The organism is Pseudomonas synxantha (genome assembly GCF_900105675.1).
GTDB lineage: Bacteria > Pseudomonadota > Gammaproteobacteria > Pseudomonadales > Pseudomonadaceae > Aquipseudomonas > Aquipseudomonas synxantha.
Genome location: NZ_LT629786.1, coordinates 4,063,001 through 4,081,387, shown reverse-complemented (window position 1 = coordinate 4,081,387; position 18,387 = coordinate 4,063,001). Strand labels below are relative to the sequence as shown.

The window sequence follows — 18,387 nt, the reverse complement described above, 5'->3', positions numbered from 1 at the left end:
CGCCCGGCGCCTCAGTCAATCTAGCGGCTTTCTTTAGGGGGCACCGCATCCGCTTCGGGCGATGCTTCGGCGGCGCCATCCACGCGGTGCAAGGCGACCTGGCGGATCGACAGGCGGATATCGGCCGGCAGCACGCGTTTGGCCGCGCCTTCGGCCAGTTCGCCAAGCAGGTCGTGATAGCCCAGTTTGCCCGCTTCATCGCGGCGCAGCACGTCTTGCTCCAGCAACGTCTGGATGAAATGTCGGAAAAGACTCTTGTCGAAGAATTCCGGGGCGTTGAGGCCGTGCAGGATCGACAGGCGCTGGGCCATGATCGTGCACAGGTCTTCCAACTCTTCGGCGCTGATGCTGTTCTGGCCACTGTTGAGCAGCAGCGATATCGCCATGTAGAAGCGCTGCAGGGTCTGGGCGATGCTCTTGGACAGTAGCGTCAGCAGCACAAACTGCCGCGAACTCGGGGCCGGGCGCAGGTACACGTTGTTTTCGAAGCGCAGCAGGCCTTGTTCGACGAACGCGTCCAGCCATTGGTCGACCACTGTGTCCAACTCCTCCAGCGACCAACGGATGAACAGCTCCGATTGCAGGTACGGATAGAGCGCGCGGGTGTAGCGCAGGATCTGTTCGCGGCTCATCCGCGAGCTGCTTTGGAAGAAGCTCGCAAGCAACGCCGGCAGGGCAAAAATGTGCAGCACGTTGTTGCGGTAGTAGGTCATCAGGACGGCGTTCTGTTCGTCCAGGTAGACGATCTTGCCCAGGGCGTCGCTCTGTTCCGACAGCAGCTTCATGTCCTTGACGTGCTTGATCAGCGCCAGGCCATTGCCTTCCGGCAGGGTGGTATGGGGCGAGTAGGGCACGCGGCGCAACAGCGCCAGGTACAGGTCCAACTGGCGCGCCATGGCTTGCTCATCCAGGGCCAGGCGGGTGGTCGACAGCAGTGCCAGGGCCACCAGGTTCACCGGGTTGATCGCTGCAGCTTCGTTCAAGTGCCGCGCCACCTGTTCGCCGAGGCGGTTGGTGGTTTCGTTGAGCCAGGCCGGCTTGTAGTTCGGGCCCAGTTCCTGGGCGCGCCAATCCGGTTGTTCGGCGTCGAGGAATTCGGCCAGCTTGATCGGTTCGCCGAAGTTGACGGCGACTTGGCCAAAGCGCTGCTTGAGAGCGCCGACCACTTTGAAAATATCGAAGATCGATTCTTTCTTCTTGCTCGCGCCGCGCAGTTCGCCCAGGTAGGTGCGGCCTTCGAGCACGCGTTCATAGCCGATATACACCGGCACGAACACGATTGGCATGCGCGAGGAGCGCAGGAAGCTGCGCAGGGTAATCGCCAGCATCCCGGTTTTCGGTTGCAGCATGCGCCCGGTGCGCGAACGGCCGCCTTCGACGAAATACTCCACCGGGAAACCCTTGGTGAACAGGGTATGCAGGTATTCATTGAATACCGAGGTGTACAGCGGGTTGCCCTTGAAGGTGCGGCGCATGAAAAACGCCCCGCCACGGCGCAGCAGGCTGCCGATCACCGGCATGTTGAGGTTGATCCCGGCGGCGATGTGCGGTGGGGTCAGGCCATTCTTGAACAGCAGGTAAGACAGCAGCAGGTAGTCGATATGGCTGCGGTGGCAAGGTACATAGATCACCTCGTAGCCTTGGGCGACCTTCTGCACGCCTTCGATGTTGTTGACCTTGATGCCGTCGTAGATCTTGTTCCAGAACCAGCTCAGTACCACTTCCAGGAAGCGGATCGCGGTATAGGTGTAGTCCGAGGCAATCTCGTTGCCATAGCGCAGGGCCTGGGCCTTGGCTTTTTCCGGGCTGATCTTCTCCCGTTCAGCCTCATCCAGGATGGCCTGGCGGACCAGCGGCATATTGACCAGGCCCTTCACCAGGTTACGTCGGTGGGACAAGTCTGGGCCGATCACCGCAGTCTTCAGGTTACGAAAGTGCACACGCAGGATGCGCTGGGCCATGCGCACGGTACGTTCATGCCCTTTATTGTGCTCGATCAATTCGCGCAGGTTGATAGGCGCGGAGAATTGCACCCGGGTCTTGCGCCCGAGGATCAGGATGCTCAACAACCGACGCAGGCGCCCGGTGACGGCCCAGCTGTCGGCAAATAGCAATTTCCACGGGCTGGACTCGCTTTCCGGGGATTGTCCCCAGAACACGCTGACCGGAATGATTTGTGCATTCTCTTCGGCGTGTTCGGTAAGGGTGTTGACCAGGCGCGTCAGGGCAGGCGGCGTACCGCGCTTGTCCTGGCGACCGAGCCAGTCCGGATCCGGCGTGAGGTAGAAAAACGCCGCGGGCTCCAGCAACGGCCCCACCGAGACCGGCAGCACCGGGCGCGGCAGGCCGGCCTTGGTGCACTCGGCATCGACCACGGCCAACTCGGTGAGGGAGGGTGATTGCAGGACGTAGAAAACCGGCCGGCTGCGGTCCAGGTTAAGGGTTAGGGACGACTGGTTGATCGTCTCCGAGCGAACCCAGAGGTACAACAGTCGGCGCAAGGTGCCAAACACCAGACGGCGGAACGGGGAGCGGGTCATAGGCGAACTGCTTCAAGTGGAAAAAAAACCGAGCAGGCGCTCGGGCGGGTAGTGTGCCGTATTCGCCGAAAATCGGCAAAAAAGCAGCGATGTAAAGTTGAGTTGATGGTTTTTGAGCCTGTCTTATACTCGGCAGTTCAAATAAGCGACTCAATAATAAAAACCAAGTGGGAGTGAACTGATGGCAACGCGCGAAACCGGCAATGTGAAGTGGTTCAACGATGCAAAAGGCTACGGCTTTATTCAACGGGAAGATGGCAAGGATGTGTTTGTGCACTACCGCGCCATTCGCGGTGAAGGCCACCGTTCGTTGGCCGAAGGCCAGCAGGTGGAGTATGCCGTGGTGACGGGTGAGAAGGGCTTGCAGGCCGAGGATGTGGTCGGTTTGTAAGTTCACCACTGAACCAATGTGGGAGGGGGCTTGCTCCAGATGGCAGAGTATCAGTCAATGTATTCAGTGACTGACCCACCGCTATCGGGAGCAAGCCCCCTCCCACACTTTTGATTGGGTTTATAGATCAGGATCAGGTGGTCTTCCAGGTGATCTGCTCTTCACCGTCTACGCTGATGCGAATCCAGGTGTCGGCACTTTCCTCACCTTCCTCCTCAACCCACGTCCCCGGTGCACAGCGCACTTCGACGTTCAGCGCGGCGAACGCAGCGCGGGCGCAGGCGATGTCGTCTTCCCACGGGGTCTGGTCGCTTTCCAGGTACAGGCTGTTCCACTTGCCGACGGCTTTCGGCAGCCAGGTGACCGGCACGCTGCCGGCCTTGCACTTGTAGGTCTGGCCTTTCTGGATCCAGTCGGTGCACGGGCCCAGGGCGGCGCCGAGCCAGGCGGCGATGGCCTTGTGATCGACGTCGGCGTCTTTCAGGTAAATCTCAATATCGGGTTGGCGCATGGATGTTCCTCGTTGCGGGATTCGAAAATCCATTCGCGGATGCTTGAAAGGCGGTTATTGAAGCACGAAATAATCGTAGCGCATCGACACAGTGACCAGCAGTGGCTCAACCGCCTCGATCACCTCGCTGCGACGCTCGGCACTGGCACGCCAGCCGTGGGGCGTCATCGCCAGCAGGTTGGCGCGGTCCTTGGGGGCGGCCAGGCTCAGGCTGAACTCCAGGGTTTCACTGTGCGCAAGGCTCATGCCGTCCGGCACCAGGGCCAGGTGTTTGTCGTCGGTGTACTCGCGCACTTCGTCGTACAGGCGCTCGCGCAGTTCCATCAAGTGGCCGCTGGTGGGGCCGACCTTCATCAAGCCGCCACCGGGGCTGAGCAGGCGCTTGGCTTCCTGCCAGTCCAAAGGGCTGAACACACTGGCGAGGAACTGGCAGCTGGCATCGGCCAATGGCACACGGGCCATGCTGGCGATCAACCAAGTCAGGTATGGGTTGCGTTTGCACGCACGCTTGACCGCTTCCTTGGAGATATCCAGGGCATAGCCATCGGCGTTGGGCAGGGCCTCGGCGATTTGCGCGGTGTAGTAACCCTCGCCACAGCCGATGTCGACCCAGCGCTGCGGTGCGCGCTCGGCGGCCAGCTCGGCCAGGCGCTTGGCCACCGGGGCGTAGTGCCCGGCGTTGAGGAAGTCACGGCGTGCCTCGACCATGGCCAGGTTGTCGCCCGGGTCGCGGCTGTTCTTGTGCTGCACCGGCAACAGGTTCAGGTAACCCTGGCGCGCGCGATCGAAACGGTGCCCGGCCGGGCAGACCACGCCATTGTCCACCGCGTTGAGCGGTGCGCTGCAAATGGGGCAGGCAAGCATCAGGCGAGCAACTTGATCAGGGTCTGGTAATAGATTTCGGTCAGTACATCCAGGTCGCTGGCGAGAATGCGCTCGTTGACCTGGTGGATCGTCGCGTTGACCGGGCCCAGTTCGACCACTTGGGTACCCAGGGTGGCAATAAAGCGCCCATCGGAGGTACCGCCGCTGGTGGACGCCTTGGTCTCACGCCCGGTGATCGCCTTGATGCTGGCGGATACCGCATCCAACAGAGCCCCCGGCTCGGTGAGGAACGGCAGGCCCGACAGCGCCCAGTCCACGTGCCAGTCCAGGCCATGTTTGTCCAGGATCGCCGCGACCCGTTGTTGCAGGCCCTCGACGGTGGACTCGGTGGAGAAGCGGAAGTTGAACACCGCCATCAGGTCACCGGGGATCACGTTGGTGGCGCCGGTGCCGGAGTTGAGATTGGAAATCTGGAAGCTGGTCGGCGGGAAGAAGGTGTTGCCGTCATCCCAGTGCTCGGCAGCGAGTTCCGCCAGGGCCGGCGCGGCGAGGTGGATCGGGTTCTTCGCCAGGTGCGGGTAGGCCACGTGGCCCTGTACACCGCGTACGGTCAGGGTGGCGCCGAGGGAGCCGCGACGGCCATTCTTGACTACGTCGCCCACCAGGGTGGTGCTCGACGGTTCGCCGACGATGCACCAGTCCAGGCGCTCCTTGCGTGCCGCCAGGCGTTCGATCACAGCCTTGGTGCCGTGGTGCGCGGGACCTTCTTCATCGCTGGTGATCAGGAAGGCCACCGAACCCTTGTGGTCCGGGTAGTCGGTGACGAAGCGTTCCGCCGCCACCAGCATCGCCGCCAGGCTGCCTTTCATGTCCGCCGCGCCACGCCCGCAGAGCATGCCATTTTCATCGATCAACGCATCGAACGGGTCGTTCTGCCAGGCCTGCACCGGGCCGGTCGGTACTACGTCGGTGTGACCGGCGAAGCACAACACCGGGCCCTCATGCTTGCCGTGGGTGGCCCAGAAGTTGTCCACGTCGAAGATGCGCATCGGTTCAAGTGCAAAACCGGCGTCGCCCAGGCGCTGCATCATCAGCTTCTGGCAATCGGCATCGACCGGCGTGACCGATGGGCGACGGATCAGGTCGATGGCAAGTTGAAGGGTCGGCGAAAGGTCGGCATGGGCCGTCATGGGGAAACTCCGGAAAGCGTATTTGGAAGAGCGGGGCGGGCACACAAAAGGGCCGTTATCTTATAGCAAAACGGCGGCCAGAGGCCGCCGTTTAGTGCAATGCGCAAGTTTTTACACCGCAGTCACAGGCTCTGCCTTCGGTGCCGGCTTGGGCAGCGACGACAGGAACGCCATGATCAACGCCGCCACGTACGGCAGCGATTGCACCAGCAGCATCACCACCCAGAAGCGTATGTCATTGCTGGGCAGGCCCTGCACCAGGTAGATCCCCAGCGCGGCGCCCCACAGCAGCAGCATGATGAACATTTCTTCGCGGGCTTCGGAGATCGCCACCCAGAAGCCGTGGTTATCCGCGTTTTTCGGCGTACGAAAGAACGGAATACTGGTGGTGAAGAAGCCATACAGCACCGCCTTGGCGATGGTGTGGGACAGCGCCAACCCAGCCAGCGCCGCGCAGAACGCATCTTTCAAGTTCACACCTACCGCACGACGGTAGAGGAAGATGATCTTGCCGACCTTGAACACAAACAACGCCAAGGGCGGGATGGCGAAAATCAGCAACGGCGGGTCGACCCGCGTCGGCACGATGATCATTGCCGCCGACCACAACAGCGCGCCGACGGTAAAGAAGATGTTCATGCCATCGGCCACCCACGGCAGCCAGCCGGCGAGGAAGTGGTAGCGCTGGCCACGGGTCAGCTCGGTGTCCTTGCCGCGCAAAAGGCTGGCGGTATGACGCTTGATGATCTGGATCGCACCATAGGCCCAGCGGAAACGCTGTTTCTTGAAGTCGATAAAGGTATCCGGCATCAGGCCCTTGCCGTAGCTGTCGTGGTAATAAGCCGCTGACAGGCCTTTCTCGAACACGCGCAGGCCCAGTTCGGCGTCTTCACAGATGCACCAGTCGGCCCAGCCCAGTTCTTCAAGCACTGAGCGCCGGGTCATGGTCATGGTGCCGTGCTGGATGATCGCGTCGCGGTCGTTGCGGGTGACCATGCCGATATGGAAGAAACCCTTGTATTCGGCGTAGCAGAGCTTCTTGAAGGTGCTTTCGTTCTGGTCGCGGTAATCCTGGGGCGACTGCACCACAGCGATTTTCGGGTCGGCGAAGTGCGGCACCATGTGCTTGAGCCAGTTGGGCGACACGCAGTAGTCCGAGTCGATCACTGCGATCACTTCGGCATCCTTGGCGGTGTGCGGGATCAGGTAGTTCAGCGCGCCACCCTTGAAACCAGCCAGAGGGGCGACGTGGAAGAACTTGAAGCGCGGGCCCAGGGTTTGGCAGTAGTCACGCACCGGTTCCCACACCGCGGGGTCCTTGGTGTTGTTGTCGATGATCAGGACTTCGTAGTCCGGGTAATCAAGGGCGGCCAGGGCGTCGAGGGTCTGTTTGACCATCTCCGGCGGCTCGTTGTAGCACGGCACATGGATCGACACTTTCGGGCGGTAGTGCGAATCCCCGATCACCGGCAGGAATTCACGCCGACGCTTGTGGGTCCAGACTGCTTCTGCCAGTTCGTGGGCTTCGGTCAGCAACACGATAAACACACCGAGGGCGCCCAGAGCGAGGAGAATGCCCACGGTGACGCTGAACCAGGTGCTGTATTGCTGGCTGTAGTCGTAGCCGATCCAGACCAGCACCGACCCACACAGGAACGCGATAAAGGTCAGGAAGGTACGACCACGCTGGCGCAGGGCCGAACCGTCGATCATCAACAGGGTCAGGGACAGCAGTGCAAGCACCACCGAGCCGATGGCCAGCACGCGCCATTGCGGGATCGCCACCACCGGGCCTTCAAAATTGAATTTCTGCTGGCGTGCGGCGTTGAACACGCCCCAGTAGGCGCCCGCCGAACCTTCGTCGCTGACCTTCCAAGGCTGGTCAAAGGCTTCGATTACAAAGTAGTTGTAACCCTGGCGATTGAGCTTGTTCACCAGCGTGCGCAGGTAAATCGCCTGGTCGGCCGGGGACGATTCATTGCCACCGCGCATACGGCCGTTGCTCGGCCAGCCAACTTCCGACAGCAGCAGCGGTTTTTTCGGGAAGGCTTTCTTCAGGTCTTTGGCGCGGTCAATCACGTATTGGCCGGCCTTGTCCATCGGGATGTATTCCCAGAATGGCAGGATGTGCGCGGCAATCAGGTCAACGTGCTTGGCCAGTTGCGGGTTCTTTTCCCAGATGTGCCATTGCTCGGAGGTGGTCACCGGCACTTTTACCGCGGCGCGTACGCGGTCGAGCAGTACGATCAGGTCTTCTGGGGTGATTTCTTCACGGAACAACGCTTCGTTGCCGACCACCACGCGCACAACACTGCGCGAGGTGTTGGCGATTTCGATGGCGCGCTGGATTTCACGCTCGTTGCGTTCAAGATCCGGGCTGATCCAGATCCCCAAGGTCACGCGCAGACCGAACTCTTCGGCCAGCTTGGGGATGTCACCCAGGGTACCGTCGACCGAGTAGGTACGGATGTTGTCCGTCAGCTTGCTCATGATCGCCAGGTCTTGACGCATCTGTTCGTCAGTGGGGAACTGGTTCTTCTGCGGGTACTGGCCCTGCTGGAAAGGCGAGTAGGAAAACCCGGAGATCTGTTCAGGCCAGTTGGGGGTAGTGACCGGGCGGTTGATCAGCGCCCAGAAGCCGGTGAAAAGCGCGGCAATTGCCAGCACTACCACCAGGTTGAGTCCAAATTTACGCGATGACATGGCGATTTCGGGTTCCAAAAGGTGTGGAACGAAAAGAGGTGTCGGCCTACGCCGAACGGCGCGCATCCTACACCGGCCCCTCCCTGAGCGTATAGCAGACAAGGAAAAGCCGGACGTTAGTCTGCGAAAGTCCACCTAAGTTCTTTACTTGTAGCTGGAAGCTTCGAACTTGTCGCTCTGTAGTCCATAATGCGCGCCGGTTTTTGGGGTAATGATCATGAGTACAGAAGATCCGCGGTTTGCAGGCGTCGCCCGCTTGTACGGCATTGAGGGCCTGGAACGCTTGAAAGCGGCCCATGTGGCGATTGTCGGCGTCGGCGGCGTAGGCTCCTGGGCGGCGGAAGCGATTGCCCGTTGCGGGGTGGGCGAGATTTCACTGTTTGATCTGGACGATGTCTGCGTCAGCAATAGCAACCGGCAGTTGCATGCCCTGGACAGCACCGTGGGCAAGCCCAAGGTCGAGGTTATGGCCGAGCGCCTGCGGGGCATCAACCCGGATTGCACCGTGCATGCCGTGGCGGATTTCGTCACTCGCGACACCATGGCCGAGTACATCACCCCGAACATCGATTGCGTGATCGACTGCATCGACGCCGTTAACGCCAAGGCGGCGCTGATCGCCTGGTGCAAGCGCCGCAAGATCCAGATCATCACCACCGGCGGCGCCGGCGGGCAGATTGACCCGACGTTGATCCAGGTGTGCGACCTGAACCGTACCTTTAATGACCCCCTGGCCTCGAAAGTGCGCTCCACGCTGCGGCGGGACTACGGTTTCTCACGCACAGTGACCCGTCATTACAGCGTGCCCTGCGTGTTTTCCACCGAGCAGCTGCGCTATCCCAAGCCGGATGGCAGCATCTGTTTGCAGAAGAGTTTTGTTGGCGATGGGGTCAAGCTTGACTGCGCAGGGGGATTTGGCGCGGTGATGATGGTAACCGCCACGTTCGGCATGGTGGCGGCGACCAAGGCGGTAGATAAGATTGTGGCTGGTGTGCGTAGACCCTCGGAGCGGGTCAAGCCCACCTAGATCCCACTGTCGAACATAGATCCAAATGTGGGAGGGGGCTTGCTCCCGATTACGGTGTGTCAGATTGATATACGTACCTGATGCACCGCTATCGGCAGCAAGCCCCCTCCCCACATTTAGTTGTGTGTACGGCTTAATTCACGCATGCGCTGCAGGACTGCATTCAGGCCGTTGCTGCGCGACGGTGAAAGCTGGCGAGAAAGCCCCAGTTGATCGAACCAACCAGGCAAATCAACCGCCTGCAACTGCGCCGCCGACAACCCATTGACCCGCGCCAGCAGCAACGCTACCAACCCACGGATCATCCGTGCCTCGCTGCTGGCAGCAAACTGCCAATGGCCGCCCTGCAAACGCCCCACCAGCCACACCAGGCTTTCGCAGCCTTGCACCAGGTTGGCGTCGATCTTTTGATCCTCCGCCAACACGGGCAGCCGCTCGCCCCATTGCATCAGCAACCGGGCCCGTTGCTCCCAGCTACCGACGGCCTGGAACGCGTCCAGCGCTGCTGCTGCGTCAATTGGCAGGCTCATCGCAACATGTCCAGCGCCTGGTCCAGCGCTTCAAACAAGCGCTCCAGGTCATCGGAATCGTTGTACAGCGCGAGGGAGACGCGAATGGCCCCGGACAACTGCATCGCCTTGAGCAACGGCATCGCGCAATGATGACCGGCGCGTACGGCAATACCTTGCTCGGTCAGGAGATGGGCGAGGTCGGCATTGTGCACGCCGTCCACCACAAAGCTGACCAGCGCCACGTGCGGCGATCCGAGTATGCGTACGCCATTGCGTGCCTTGAGCCCACGCAACAGGTAGTCGTGCAACGCCGCTTCATGGGCGATAACGGCGGGCTGATCCAGGGAATTCAGGTAGTCGAGGGTCGCCCCCAGGCCGATCACGCTGGCAATCGGCGGCGTGCCGGCCTCGAAGCCCAAGGGCGCGGGACGGAAACTGGCGCTCTGGTAATCCGCCTGTTGCACCATCTCGCCGCCGAATTGCCAATGACGCAGGTGATGCAGGGCTTCATTGCGGCCAAATAGCACGCCTACGCCGTCGGGGCCGTAGAGTTTATGGCTGGAGAATACATAGAAGTCGCAGCCCAGGGCCTGCACATCATGGCGGCCATGGACGATGCCTTGGGCGCCATCCACCACGGTAAAGGCGCCGTTTGCTTTGGCCATCGCCAGTAAGGCTTCCAACGGCTGCCAGGCGCCGAGCACGTTGGATAACTGGCTTACGGCGAGCAGGCGCGTGCGCGGGCCGATCAAGTCGTCGGCGGCCGCAAGATCGATCACCCCGTCATCACCCAGGGGCATTACCACCAGTGTGAGCGCGCGACGCCTGGCCAGTTGCTGCCAGGGCAACAGGTTGGCGTGGTGTTCCAGGGCGCTGATGACAATCTCATCGCCCGCGTTGAATAAGTGCTCCAGGCCGTAGGCCAGGAGATTCAGCGCAGAGGTCGCGCCGTGGGTGAACACGATCTGCCCGCTGTCACCTGCGTTCAACCACTGCGCGACCTTGCTGCGACTGTCTTCAAAGGCCTGGGTCGCATGGGCGCCCGGCAAATGTTGGGCACGGTGCACATTGGCGGCGCCATTGGCGTAGTAATGGCTGAGTGCATCCAGCAGGACTTGGGGCTTTTGCGTGGTGGCGGCGTTGTCCAGGTAGGTCTGGTCCTGCCGTTGCAGGGTGGCGATGGCCGGGAAATCGGCGCGCCAGGGGGAGGGCACAAGCATGGTGATCAAGACTCGTATAAGCGGGCCGCCCCGGAGGTGCGGCCCGCTAGTGGCATCGAGTGGCTGCTTAGTTGTGAGCGTGCAGCGCTTCGTTCAGTTCGATGGCCGATTTGTGGGTTTTGCATTCCACGGCACCGGTCACGGAGTTGCGGCGGAACAGCAGGTCTGGTTGACCAGCCAGTTCGCGCGCCTTGACCACCTTGACCAATTGGTTCTGCTCGTCCAGCAGGGCAACCTTGGTGCCGGCGGTGATGTACAGGCCCGACTCCAAGGTGTTGCGATCGCCCAACGGGATGCCGGTACCGGCGTTGGCGCCGATCAGGCAGCCTTCGCCGACCTTGATCACGATATTGCCGCCGCCTGACAGGGTGCCCATGGTGGAGCAGCCGCCGCCCAGGTCCGAGCCTTTGCCGACGAATACACCTGCCGATACACGGCCTTCGATCATGCCTGGGCCTTCGGTGCCGGCGTTGAAGTTGACGAAGCCTTCGTGCATCACCGTGGTGCCTTCGCCCACGTAGGCGCCCAGGCGGATACGTGCTGCGTCAGCGATACGCACGCCAGCCGGTACCACGTAGTCGGTCATTTTCGGGAACTTGTCCACCGAGAACACTTCCAGCAGCTCGCCACGCAGGCGCGCTTCGAGTTGGCGTTCGGCCAGTTCGTTGATGTCGATGGCACCCTGGCTGGTCCAGGCCACGTTCGGCAACTGCGGGAACACGCCGGCCAGGTTCAGGCCGTGGGGCTTGACCAGGCGATGGGACAGCAGGTGCAGCTTGAGGTAGGCCTCAGGCGTGGAGGTCAGCGCGGCGTCTTCGGCCAGCAGTGTGGCAACCAGTGGGGTGTGGCTTTCAGCCAGGCGGTTTAGCAGCGCGGCTTGGGTGGAGTCGACGTTCTTGAGTGCATCGGCCAGTTGCAGCGCTTGGCTGATGGTGAACGTGATCGCCTGGTTGCCCTCGGTGTAACCCAGGATCGGCGCAATGGCGGCAACGATCTCGGCCGACGGGTTGAGCAACGGTTGTGCGTAAAACACTTCCAGCCAAGCACCTTGGCGGTTCTGAGTGCCGACGCCGAAGCCCAGGCTGAACAGGGAATTGGACATGCTGTTACCTCTACAAAAATGGAAGGCTGGCCTACTTGAGGGCCGCCGAATAACTATCTGGCTTGAAGCCAATCAGGGTTCTGTCGCCGAGATCGAGCACCGGGCGCTTGATCATCGAGGGTTGTGCGAGCATCAATTCAATGGCTTTCGACTGATCGAGATCGGCTTTGCGTTCGTCTTCGAGTTTGCGAAAGGTGGTACCCGCACGGTTCAAAACCACCTGCCAACCGTGCTCGTTGCACCATTGGGTCAAGTGTTCGCGGTCGATACCGACCGTTTTGTAGTCATGGAACTCATAGCTCACCGCGTGCTCATCGAGCCAGTTGCGCGCCTTTTTCATGGTATCGCAGGCTTTGATGCCGAAAAGGTGCAAGGTTTTGCTTGAAGCGGTCAAGGAATTGCCCCCCTTTGGACGTACGAAAATGAAAGGTCACGGATTATGCCACGACCAGCAAGTTTCGGCGCCGCTCGTCACCACTCTGCGACTTTTGTGCAAAAGCCTGCGCGTAGCATGAGCAGGTAACATAGCCGGGTAATATGGCACTTCAACGGCCAGTTGTTGCCTCACGTGTGTCGTTGCAAGTCGATTGCCCGGGAAACCCGCGTTATGCAAACCGCCTATACCGTTCTTATCCTGCTGATGCTGGTCAGCGTTTCGCGCCTTGTCGGGCGTGTCATTCCTCTGCCCCTGCCGCTGGTGCAGATTGCCGCCGGGGCCTTGTTGGCCTGGCCTACGCTGGGGCTGCATGTGGCCCTGGACCCGGAGCTGTTCCTGTTTCTGTTCCTGCCGCCGCTGCTGTTTTCGGATGGCTGGCGCATGCCCAAGCGCGAATTGTGGCGTCTGCGCGGGCCGATCCTGACGCTGGCGGTAGGGTTGGTGTTGTTCACCGTGGTCGGCGCCGGCTACTTCATCCACTGGATATTGCCGACGATTCCGCTGCCGGTGGCCTTCGCCCTGGCGGCAGTTTTATCACCGACGGATGCCGTGGCGGTGTCGGCCATTTCCCAGAACCGTTTACCCAAGCCGCTGATGCACATGCTTCAGGGCGAGGCGTTGATGAATGACGCGTCGGGCCTGGTGACCTTCAAGTTCGCCCTGGCGGCGGCGTTAACCGGGGTATTTTCCCTGGCGGATGCCAGCCTGACCTTTGTCCTGGTCGCCGTGGGCGGCCTTGCGGTCGGCGTGGCGTTGAGCTGGCTGGTCGGCCGCCTGCGTGCCTGGATGATTGCGCGGGGCTGGGATGACCCCGCGACCCATGTGGTGTTCATGCTGTTGCTGCCCTTTGCTGCCTATGTGTTGGCCGAGCGCCTGGGCGCGTCGGGCATTTTGTCGGCGGTGGCGGCGGGCATGATGCAGAGCTGGCTCGACCTGTTGCCACGCCAGACCAGTACACGCTTGCTCAATCGCAGTGTCTGGTCGTTGCTGGAATTCGCCTTCAACGGCCTGATCTTCCTGCTGCTCGGCTTGCAATTGCCGGACATCATCAAGGCGGTGGTGAGTCATGAAACCACGCTGTGGCCCACCCTGTTGTACCGCTGCCTGGATGTGGTGGCGATCTTCCTGGTGCTGGTGGTGTTACGTTTTATCTGGGTGCAGAGCATCTGGCGGCTGTCGGGTTTGCTCCGCAGGCTGCGTGGGAAAAGTGCGCTCACACTGGTGCCGACTGCCCGTTCCTGCTGGTTGTTGACCGTCGGCGGTGTCCGCGGGGCGGTGACCTTGGCCGGTGTCATGTCGGTGCCGCTGCTGTTGGCACCGGGGCAGGATTTTCCTGAGCGCGACCTGCTGATCTTCATTGCGGCCGGGGTGATCCTGCTGTCGCTGGTCGCCGCCTGTATTGCGCTGCCGCTGCTGTTGCGCGGTGTGGAAAAGAGCCCGGATGAAAAGCGTCATAACGAGGTGCGCGAGGCGTGGAAAAAGACCGCCGTGGCCGCGATTCATGCTCTGGAGGCTGAGGAACCTGCTGAAGCCGAAACCCCCGACGCCGCCCAGGCGGCATTGGCTACGGAACTGAAGGCGCGGCTGATGTCGGAATATCGCCATCAACTGGAGGTGTTCAACGATTCGGCTGAGGCCCAGGCACTGGCGCAGCAGATGGACCTGCTGGAACGCAGGCTGCGACTCAAGGCTCTGCGGGCGCAACGCCTGGAGTTGTACAGCTTGAGCCGTCATCACCAGATTGGTGACGACGTCTTGAGGGAAGTGCTGGCGGAGTTGGATATGAGTGAGGCGAACCTGGGTCACATGAAGTGACCCGTGGTGCTTATCGGCGACGCTGGATAAAGTCGCGAATCCGCTCGGCTGCTTCCACGCATTCGGCCAGCGGCGCAACCAGCGCCATGCGCACGCGGCCAGCACCCGGGTTGACGCCATCCACTGCCCGCGACAGGTAGGAACCCGGCACCACGGTCACGTGCTCTTGCACGAAGAGGTCACGGCAGAACTCGGCGTCGTCGCCATTTACATTCGGCCATAGATAAAAGCCGCCGTCCGGGCTTTGTACGTCCAGCACCGGCTTGAGGATCGCCAGCACCGCGTCGAACTTCTCGCGATATAGGTCACGGTTGGCTTGCACGTGGGCTTCGTCCTGCCAGGCGGCAATGCTCGCCAGCTGGGTTTGCACCGGCATCGCGCAGCCGTGGTAAGTGCGGTACAGCAGGAACGCCTTGAGGATATCGGCGTCGCCGGCCACGAACCCGGAACGCAGGCCCGGAAGATTGGAACGCTTGGACAGGCTGTGGAATACCACGCAACGCTTGAAGTCCTGGCGCCCCAGCTCGACGCAGGCACTGAGCAGGCCCGGCGGCGGAGTTTGTTCGTCGAAGTACAGCTCGCTGTAGCACTCGTCGGCGGCGATCACGAAGTCGTATTCGTCGGCCAGGACGATGAGTTTTTTCAGGGTGTCCACCGGGATCAGCGCGCCGGTCGGGTTGCCTGGCGAGCACAGGAACAGGATCTGGCAGCGTTTCCAGATATCCGGCGAAACCGCCTCGAAATCCGGGTTGAAGCCATTGGCATCCAGGCACGGCAGGTAGTGCGGCTTGGCGCCGGCGAGAAACGCAGCGCCTTCGTAGATTTGGTAGAACGGGTTCGGGCTGACCACCAGCGCATCATCGCCGCGGTTGACCACGGTCTGGGTAAAGGCGAACAGGGCTTCACGGGTGCCGTTGACTGGCAGGATGTTACGCGCCGGGTCCAACCAGCCTTTGGGCACGTTGAAGCGGCGTTCGCACCAGGCGCCGATGGCTTCGCGCAGTGCCGGGATACCGAGGGTGGTGGGGTACACCGCCATCTGGTCGAGATTGTTGCTCAATGCCTCGGCAACGAATGCTGGCGACGTGTGCTTGGGCTCGCCGATGGACAGTGCGATCGGGCGTTTGTCCGGGTTCGGCGTGACACTGCCGAGCAGAGCGCGCAATTTCTCGAAGGGGTAGGGCTGCAACTGGTTAAGGGCGTTGTTCATCGAAGATCTCGTTTAATTCAGTTGTAATGCGATGTGCCGGACAAAGCAGATCTAAAGGTGGGAGGGGGGCTTGCTCCCGATAGCGGCCTGTCAGTTGATCTCTTTGTTGCTGACCCACCGCTATCGGGAGCAAGCCCCCTCCCACAATAAGCCGGGTGTTCAAATAGTCAGGCGCGTCAGCTCAACGCCAGGTTCCTGGGTCACGCTCAATTGCTGGACGATGGCGTCCTGCAAACGTCGGCACAGCTCCGGGTCGGACAGCGGCTGGTTGTCGGCATCGGTAATAAAGAACACGTCTTCCACCCGCTCGCCAAGGGTCGCAATCTTGGCGTTCTGCAATGACAGGTCGAATTCCAGGAAGATCCCGCCGATGCGTGCCAGCAGGCCTGGGCGGTCCGGTGCGCTGAGCTCCAGCACCGTTACCGGGCGCTGGGCATCGTTGGAAATGGTCACCTGGGGCGCAAAGGCAAAATGCTTGAGCTGGCGCGGCACCCGGCGCTGGATGATGGTCGGGTAATCGTCCGGGTTGCGCAGGGCTTCGGTCAGGCCCTCGCGGATCTTTTTCACCCGCGCCGGGTTGTCGCCAATCGAGTCGCCGTCGGTGTCGAGCACGATGTAGGTGTCGAGGGTGAACTGGCTGCTGGAGGTGATGACCCGGGCGTCATGGATGTTCAGGTTGAGCTGGTCCATGGCGGCCACGGTCACGGCAAAGAAATCGTGCTGGTCCGGCGCGTAGATGAAGATCTGCGTGCCGCCTTCGAATTCGCGCTGGGTGGTTTCCTTGATCAGCACCAAAGGGCCGCCATCGGCCGGTTGCTGCAGGATCGCGTCGCTGTGCCAGGCCACGTCGCCGGCGGTGTGACGCAGGAAATAATCGTCACCCAGTTGCGACCAGAGTTGCTCGACGTCGTCCGGGTCGTTGCCACCGCGCACCAGGATATCCAGGGCCGCGCTCTGGGTGCGGCGGATCTGTTCTTCGCGATCCACCGGGTTTTCCAGGCCGCGGCGCAGGGCGCGCTTGGTCTCGGTGTACAACTGGCGCAACAGGCTGGCACGCCAGGAGTTCCACAGCGTGGGGTTGGTGGCGTTGATGTCGGAGACCGTCAGCACATACAGGTAGTCGAGGCGGGTTTCATCGCCGACGACTCCCGCGAAATCGTGGATCACCTGCGGGTCGGACAAATCCTTGCGCTGGGCAGTAGTCGACATCACCAGGTGGTTTTGCACCAGCCAGACAATCAGGCGGCTGTCCCACAGGGGCAACTGGTGGCGCTGGCAGAAGGCTTCGGCGTCCACCGCGCCGATTTCCGAGTGGTCGCCATGCCGGCCCTTGCCGATGTCGTGATACAGGCCGGCCAGATAGATCAGCTCGGGCTTGGGCAGCTTGGCCATCAGCTTACTGGCCAACGGGAATTTCTCTGAGACCTGGGTGTACTGCAACTTACGTAGATGCTTGATCAGGTTCAGGGTGTGGGCGTCGACGGTATAGATGTGGAACAGATCATGTTGCATTTGCCCGACGATAAAGCCGAACTCCGGCAGATAGCGCCCGAGGATGCCGTAGCGGTTCATGCGCCGCAGGTTGCGGTGGATGCCGATGCGGCACTTGAACAGCTCGATGAACAGGCTGGTGTTGCGGATGTCGTTGCGAAATTCGTCGTCGATCAGGTGGCGGTTTTCCCGCAGCAGGCGAATGGTATCGGCACGCACGCCTTTGATATCCGGCTGCTGGGCCATCAGTACGAAGATTTCCAGCATGGCGAACGGGGTGCGGCGGAACACGTTGTCATTGCGTGCCTCGATATAGCCATCGTGCAGCTGGAAGCGCGCATTGATCGGCTGCGGCGGCGCTTCGTCTTCGGGAGCCAGGATCACCTCTTCGAAGTGCTGGATGATCAGGTCACTGAGCTGGGCAATGCTCATGACCACCCGGTAATACTGCTGCATGAAGCTTTCGATGCTGGTCTTCGCGTCTTCGCCTTCAAACCCCAGCAGGGTGGCGATGGAGCGCTGGTGATCGAACAGCAGGCGGTCTTCGGAACGTCCGGCAAGCATGTGCAGGGCGTAGCGCACCTTCCACAGGAACTCCTGGGACGAGGCCAGCAGGGTGTTTTCGCTTTCCACCAGGAAGCCCTCGCCGGCCAGGGCGCGCAGGTTCAGCGTGCCATATTGGCGGCGCGCCACCCACAAAATCGTCTGGATATCCCGCAGCCCGCCCGGGGAGCCTTTGACGTTGGGTTCCAGGTTGTATTCGGTGTCGTTGTACTTGTGGTGCCGCGCCTTCTGTTCGGCGCGCTTGGCCAGGAAGAAATCCTTGCTCGGCCACATGTGTGCAGTGCTGGTGACTTCGAGCATGCGTTGGCGCAGGCGTTCGGGGCCGGCGATGGTGCGGCTTTCCATCAGGTTGGTGATCACCGTCAGGTCAGCGCGGGCTTCTTCGGCGCACTCGGCCACCGACCGCACGCTCTGGCCGACCTCCAGGCCGATGTCCCACAGCAACGTCAGAAAACGCTCGATAGAATCGCGAAAGATCTCATGGTCGGCGCTGTCCAGCAGGATCAACAGGTCGATGTCGGAGTAGGGGTGCAGTTCGCCACGACCGTAGCCGCCGACCGCCACCAGGGCGATATCGGCGTTTGCACTCCAGCTGAACTGTTCCCAGGCCTTTTGCAGGATGTTATCGACGAACCAGGCGCGGTCCTCGATCAGGCGACGGATGTCCCGACCGCTGCGAAAGCGCGCGTCGAGCACCTCGCGGGCTTGACGGATAGCCTTCTTGAAGGCGGCGATGGGGCTCGCCTTCAGTGCCAGCTCGGCCTGGAACTGGCCGCGGTCGAAGAGTTCGGGATCCACCTGGGGCATCGATCGGCTTTCCTTTCTATCTAATAGTCAGTCACAGCACAGC

Annotated in this window: 14 protein-coding genes; 3 read left to right on the top strand and 11 right to left on the bottom strand. The window is 61.4% G+C overall.

Going from position 1 to position 18,387, the window contains the following annotated elements:
* Positions 1-20 precede the first annotated feature (20 nt).
* Positions 21-2,540, bottom strand: a complete 2,520-nt coding sequence (gene plsB / locus BLU48_RS18960; protein WP_057021901.1) for a glycerol-3-phosphate 1-O-acyltransferase PlsB — start codon at positions 2,538-2,540, stop codon at positions 21-23.
* Between the two features lie 181 nt (positions 2,541-2,721).
* Between plsB and BLU48_RS18955 the strand changes: the two genes are divergently transcribed.
* On the top strand, positions 2,722-2,931 hold the full coding sequence (locus tag BLU48_RS18955; RefSeq protein WP_003219353.1) for a cold-shock protein: 210 nt from the start codon (positions 2,722-2,724) through the stop codon (positions 2,929-2,931).
* A 133-nt stretch (positions 2,932-3,064) separates the two neighbouring features.
* Here the strand turns inward: BLU48_RS18955 and BLU48_RS18950 are convergent, their stop codons facing one another.
* From BLU48_RS18950 to BLU48_RS18935, 4 genes are all read right to left on the bottom strand, one after another.
* The gene (locus BLU48_RS18950) at positions 3,065-3,442 is read right to left on the bottom strand and encodes a hypothetical protein (protein ID WP_057021902.1); all 378 of its coding nucleotides are present in this window, start codon (positions 3,440-3,442) and stop codon (positions 3,065-3,067) included.
* 54 nt (positions 3,443-3,496) lie between these two features.
* Positions 3,497-4,306 carry a putative RNA methyltransferase gene (locus tag BLU48_RS18945; protein ID WP_057021903.1) on the bottom strand — a complete coding sequence of 270 codons (810 nt, stop codon included), beginning with the start codon at positions 4,304-4,306 and terminating at the stop codon, positions 3,497-3,499.
* On the bottom strand, positions 4,306-5,457 hold the full coding sequence (dapE, locus tag BLU48_RS18940) for a succinyl-diaminopimelate desuccinylase (RefSeq protein ID WP_057021904.1): 1,152 nt from the start codon (positions 5,455-5,457) through the stop codon (positions 4,306-4,308). Before dapE ends, BLU48_RS18945 begins: the two co-directional genes overlap by 1 nt.
* A gap of 111 nt (positions 5,458-5,568) precedes the next feature.
* Complete coding sequence (locus tag BLU48_RS18935) at positions 5,569-8,160, bottom strand: glycosyltransferase (protein ID WP_057021905.1); 2,592 nt, start codon at positions 8,158-8,160, stop codon at positions 5,569-5,571.
* 217 nt (positions 8,161-8,377) lie between these two features.
* Between BLU48_RS18935 and tcdA the strand changes: the two genes are divergently transcribed.
* Positions 8,378-9,187 carry a tRNA cyclic N6-threonylcarbamoyladenosine(37) synthase TcdA gene (gene tcdA, locus BLU48_RS18930; RefSeq protein WP_053254726.1) on the top strand — a complete coding sequence of 270 codons (810 nt, stop codon included), beginning with the start codon at positions 8,378-8,380 and terminating at the stop codon, positions 9,185-9,187.
* Positions 9,188-9,303: 116 nt separating this feature from the next.
* Here the strand turns inward: tcdA and BLU48_RS18925 are convergent, their stop codons facing one another.
* The 4 genes from BLU48_RS18925 to BLU48_RS18910 form a co-directional block, all read right to left on the bottom strand.
* Complete coding sequence (locus tag BLU48_RS18925) at positions 9,304-9,717, bottom strand: SufE family protein (RefSeq protein WP_057021907.1); 414 nt, start codon at positions 9,715-9,717, stop codon at positions 9,304-9,306.
* Positions 9,714-10,919, bottom strand: a complete 1,206-nt coding sequence (locus BLU48_RS18920) for an aminotransferase class V-fold PLP-dependent enzyme (protein WP_057021908.1) — start codon at positions 10,917-10,919, stop codon at positions 9,714-9,716. The genes BLU48_RS18925 and BLU48_RS18920 overlap by 4 nt, the downstream gene beginning before the upstream one ends.
* A 67-nt stretch (positions 10,920-10,986) precedes the next feature.
* Entirely contained in the window at positions 10,987-12,021 is a 1,035-nt protein-coding gene (dapD, locus tag BLU48_RS18915) for a 2,3,4,5-tetrahydropyridine-2,6-dicarboxylate N-succinyltransferase (RefSeq protein ID WP_057021909.1), read from the bottom strand.
* A gap of 31 nt (positions 12,022-12,052) precedes the next feature.
* Positions 12,053-12,361 carry an arsenate reductase gene (locus BLU48_RS18910; protein WP_231989062.1) on the bottom strand — a complete coding sequence of 103 codons (309 nt, stop codon included), beginning with the start codon at positions 12,359-12,361 and terminating at the stop codon, positions 12,053-12,055.
* Positions 12,362-12,628: 267 nt separating this feature from the next.
* On the opposite strand from BLU48_RS18910, the gene BLU48_RS18905 reads away from it, so the two are divergent.
* The gene (locus BLU48_RS18905) at positions 12,629-14,272 is read left to right on the top strand and encodes a Na+/H+ antiporter (RefSeq protein ID WP_057021911.1); all 1,644 of its coding nucleotides are present in this window, start codon (positions 12,629-12,631) and stop codon (positions 14,270-14,272) included.
* Positions 14,273-14,282: 10 nt separating this feature from the next.
* Here BLU48_RS18905 and dapC read toward each other — a convergent pair whose 3' ends face one another.
* Together dapC and BLU48_RS18895 are read right to left on the bottom strand one after the other, a co-directional pair.
* The gene (gene dapC / locus BLU48_RS18900) at positions 14,283-15,482 is read right to left on the bottom strand and encodes a succinyldiaminopimelate transaminase (RefSeq protein ID WP_057021912.1); all 1,200 of its coding nucleotides are present in this window, start codon (positions 15,480-15,482) and stop codon (positions 14,283-14,285) included.
* Positions 15,483-15,641: 159 nt separating this feature from the next.
* A complete protein-coding gene (locus BLU48_RS18895; RefSeq protein ID WP_046071284.1) occupies positions 15,642-18,344 on the bottom strand; it encodes a [protein-PII] uridylyltransferase in 2,703 nt (900 codons plus the stop codon).
* Positions 18,345-18,387: the final 43 nt, after the last annotated feature.

What these genes read in the sequence shown, in the direction of transcription:
- plsB (WP_057021901.1), bottom strand. Translation starts at nt 2,540, where the DNA reads ATGACCCGCTCCCCGTTCCGCCGTCTGGTGTTTGGCACCTTGCGCCGA.
- BLU48_RS18955 (WP_003219353.1), top strand. Translation starts at nt 2,722, where the DNA reads ATGGCAACGCGCGAAACCGGCAATGTGAAGTGGTTCAACGATGCAAAA.
- BLU48_RS18950 (WP_057021902.1), bottom strand. Translation starts at nt 3,442, where the DNA reads ATGCGCCAACCCGATATTGAGATTTACCTGAAAGACGCCGACGTCGAT.
- BLU48_RS18945 (WP_057021903.1), bottom strand. Translation starts at nt 4,306, where the DNA reads ATGCTTGCCTGCCCCATTTGCAGCGCACCGCTCAACGCGGTGGACAAT.
- dapE (WP_057021904.1), bottom strand. Translation starts at nt 5,457, where the DNA reads ATGACGGCCCATGCCGACCTTTCGCCGACCCTTCAACTTGCCATCGAC.
- BLU48_RS18935 (WP_057021905.1), bottom strand. Translation starts at nt 8,160, where the DNA reads ATGTCATCGCGTAAATTTGGACTCAACCTGGTGGTAGTGCTGGCAATT.
- tcdA (WP_053254726.1), top strand. Translation starts at nt 8,378, where the DNA reads ATGAGTACAGAAGATCCGCGGTTTGCAGGCGTCGCCCGCTTGTACGGC.
- BLU48_RS18925 (WP_057021907.1), bottom strand. Translation starts at nt 9,717, where the DNA reads ATGAGCCTGCCAATTGACGCAGCAGCAGCGCTGGACGCGTTCCAGGCC.
- BLU48_RS18920 (WP_057021908.1), bottom strand. Translation starts at nt 10,919, where the DNA reads ATGCTTGTGCCCTCCCCCTGGCGCGCCGATTTCCCGGCCATCGCCACC.
- dapD (WP_057021909.1), bottom strand. Translation starts at nt 12,021, where the DNA reads ATGTCCAATTCCCTGTTCAGCCTGGGCTTCGGCGTCGGCACTCAGAAC.
- BLU48_RS18910 (WP_231989062.1), bottom strand. Translation starts at nt 12,361, where the DNA reads ATGAAAAAGGCGCGCAACTGGCTCGATGAGCACGCGGTGAGCTATGAG.
- BLU48_RS18905 (WP_057021911.1), top strand. Translation starts at nt 12,629, where the DNA reads ATGCAAACCGCCTATACCGTTCTTATCCTGCTGATGCTGGTCAGCGTT.
- dapC (WP_057021912.1), bottom strand. Translation starts at nt 15,482, where the DNA reads ATGAACAACGCCCTTAACCAGTTGCAGCCCTACCCCTTCGAGAAATTG.
- BLU48_RS18895 (WP_046071284.1), bottom strand. Translation starts at nt 18,344, where the DNA reads ATGCCCCAGGTGGATCCCGAACTCTTCGACCGCGGCCAGTTCCAGGCC.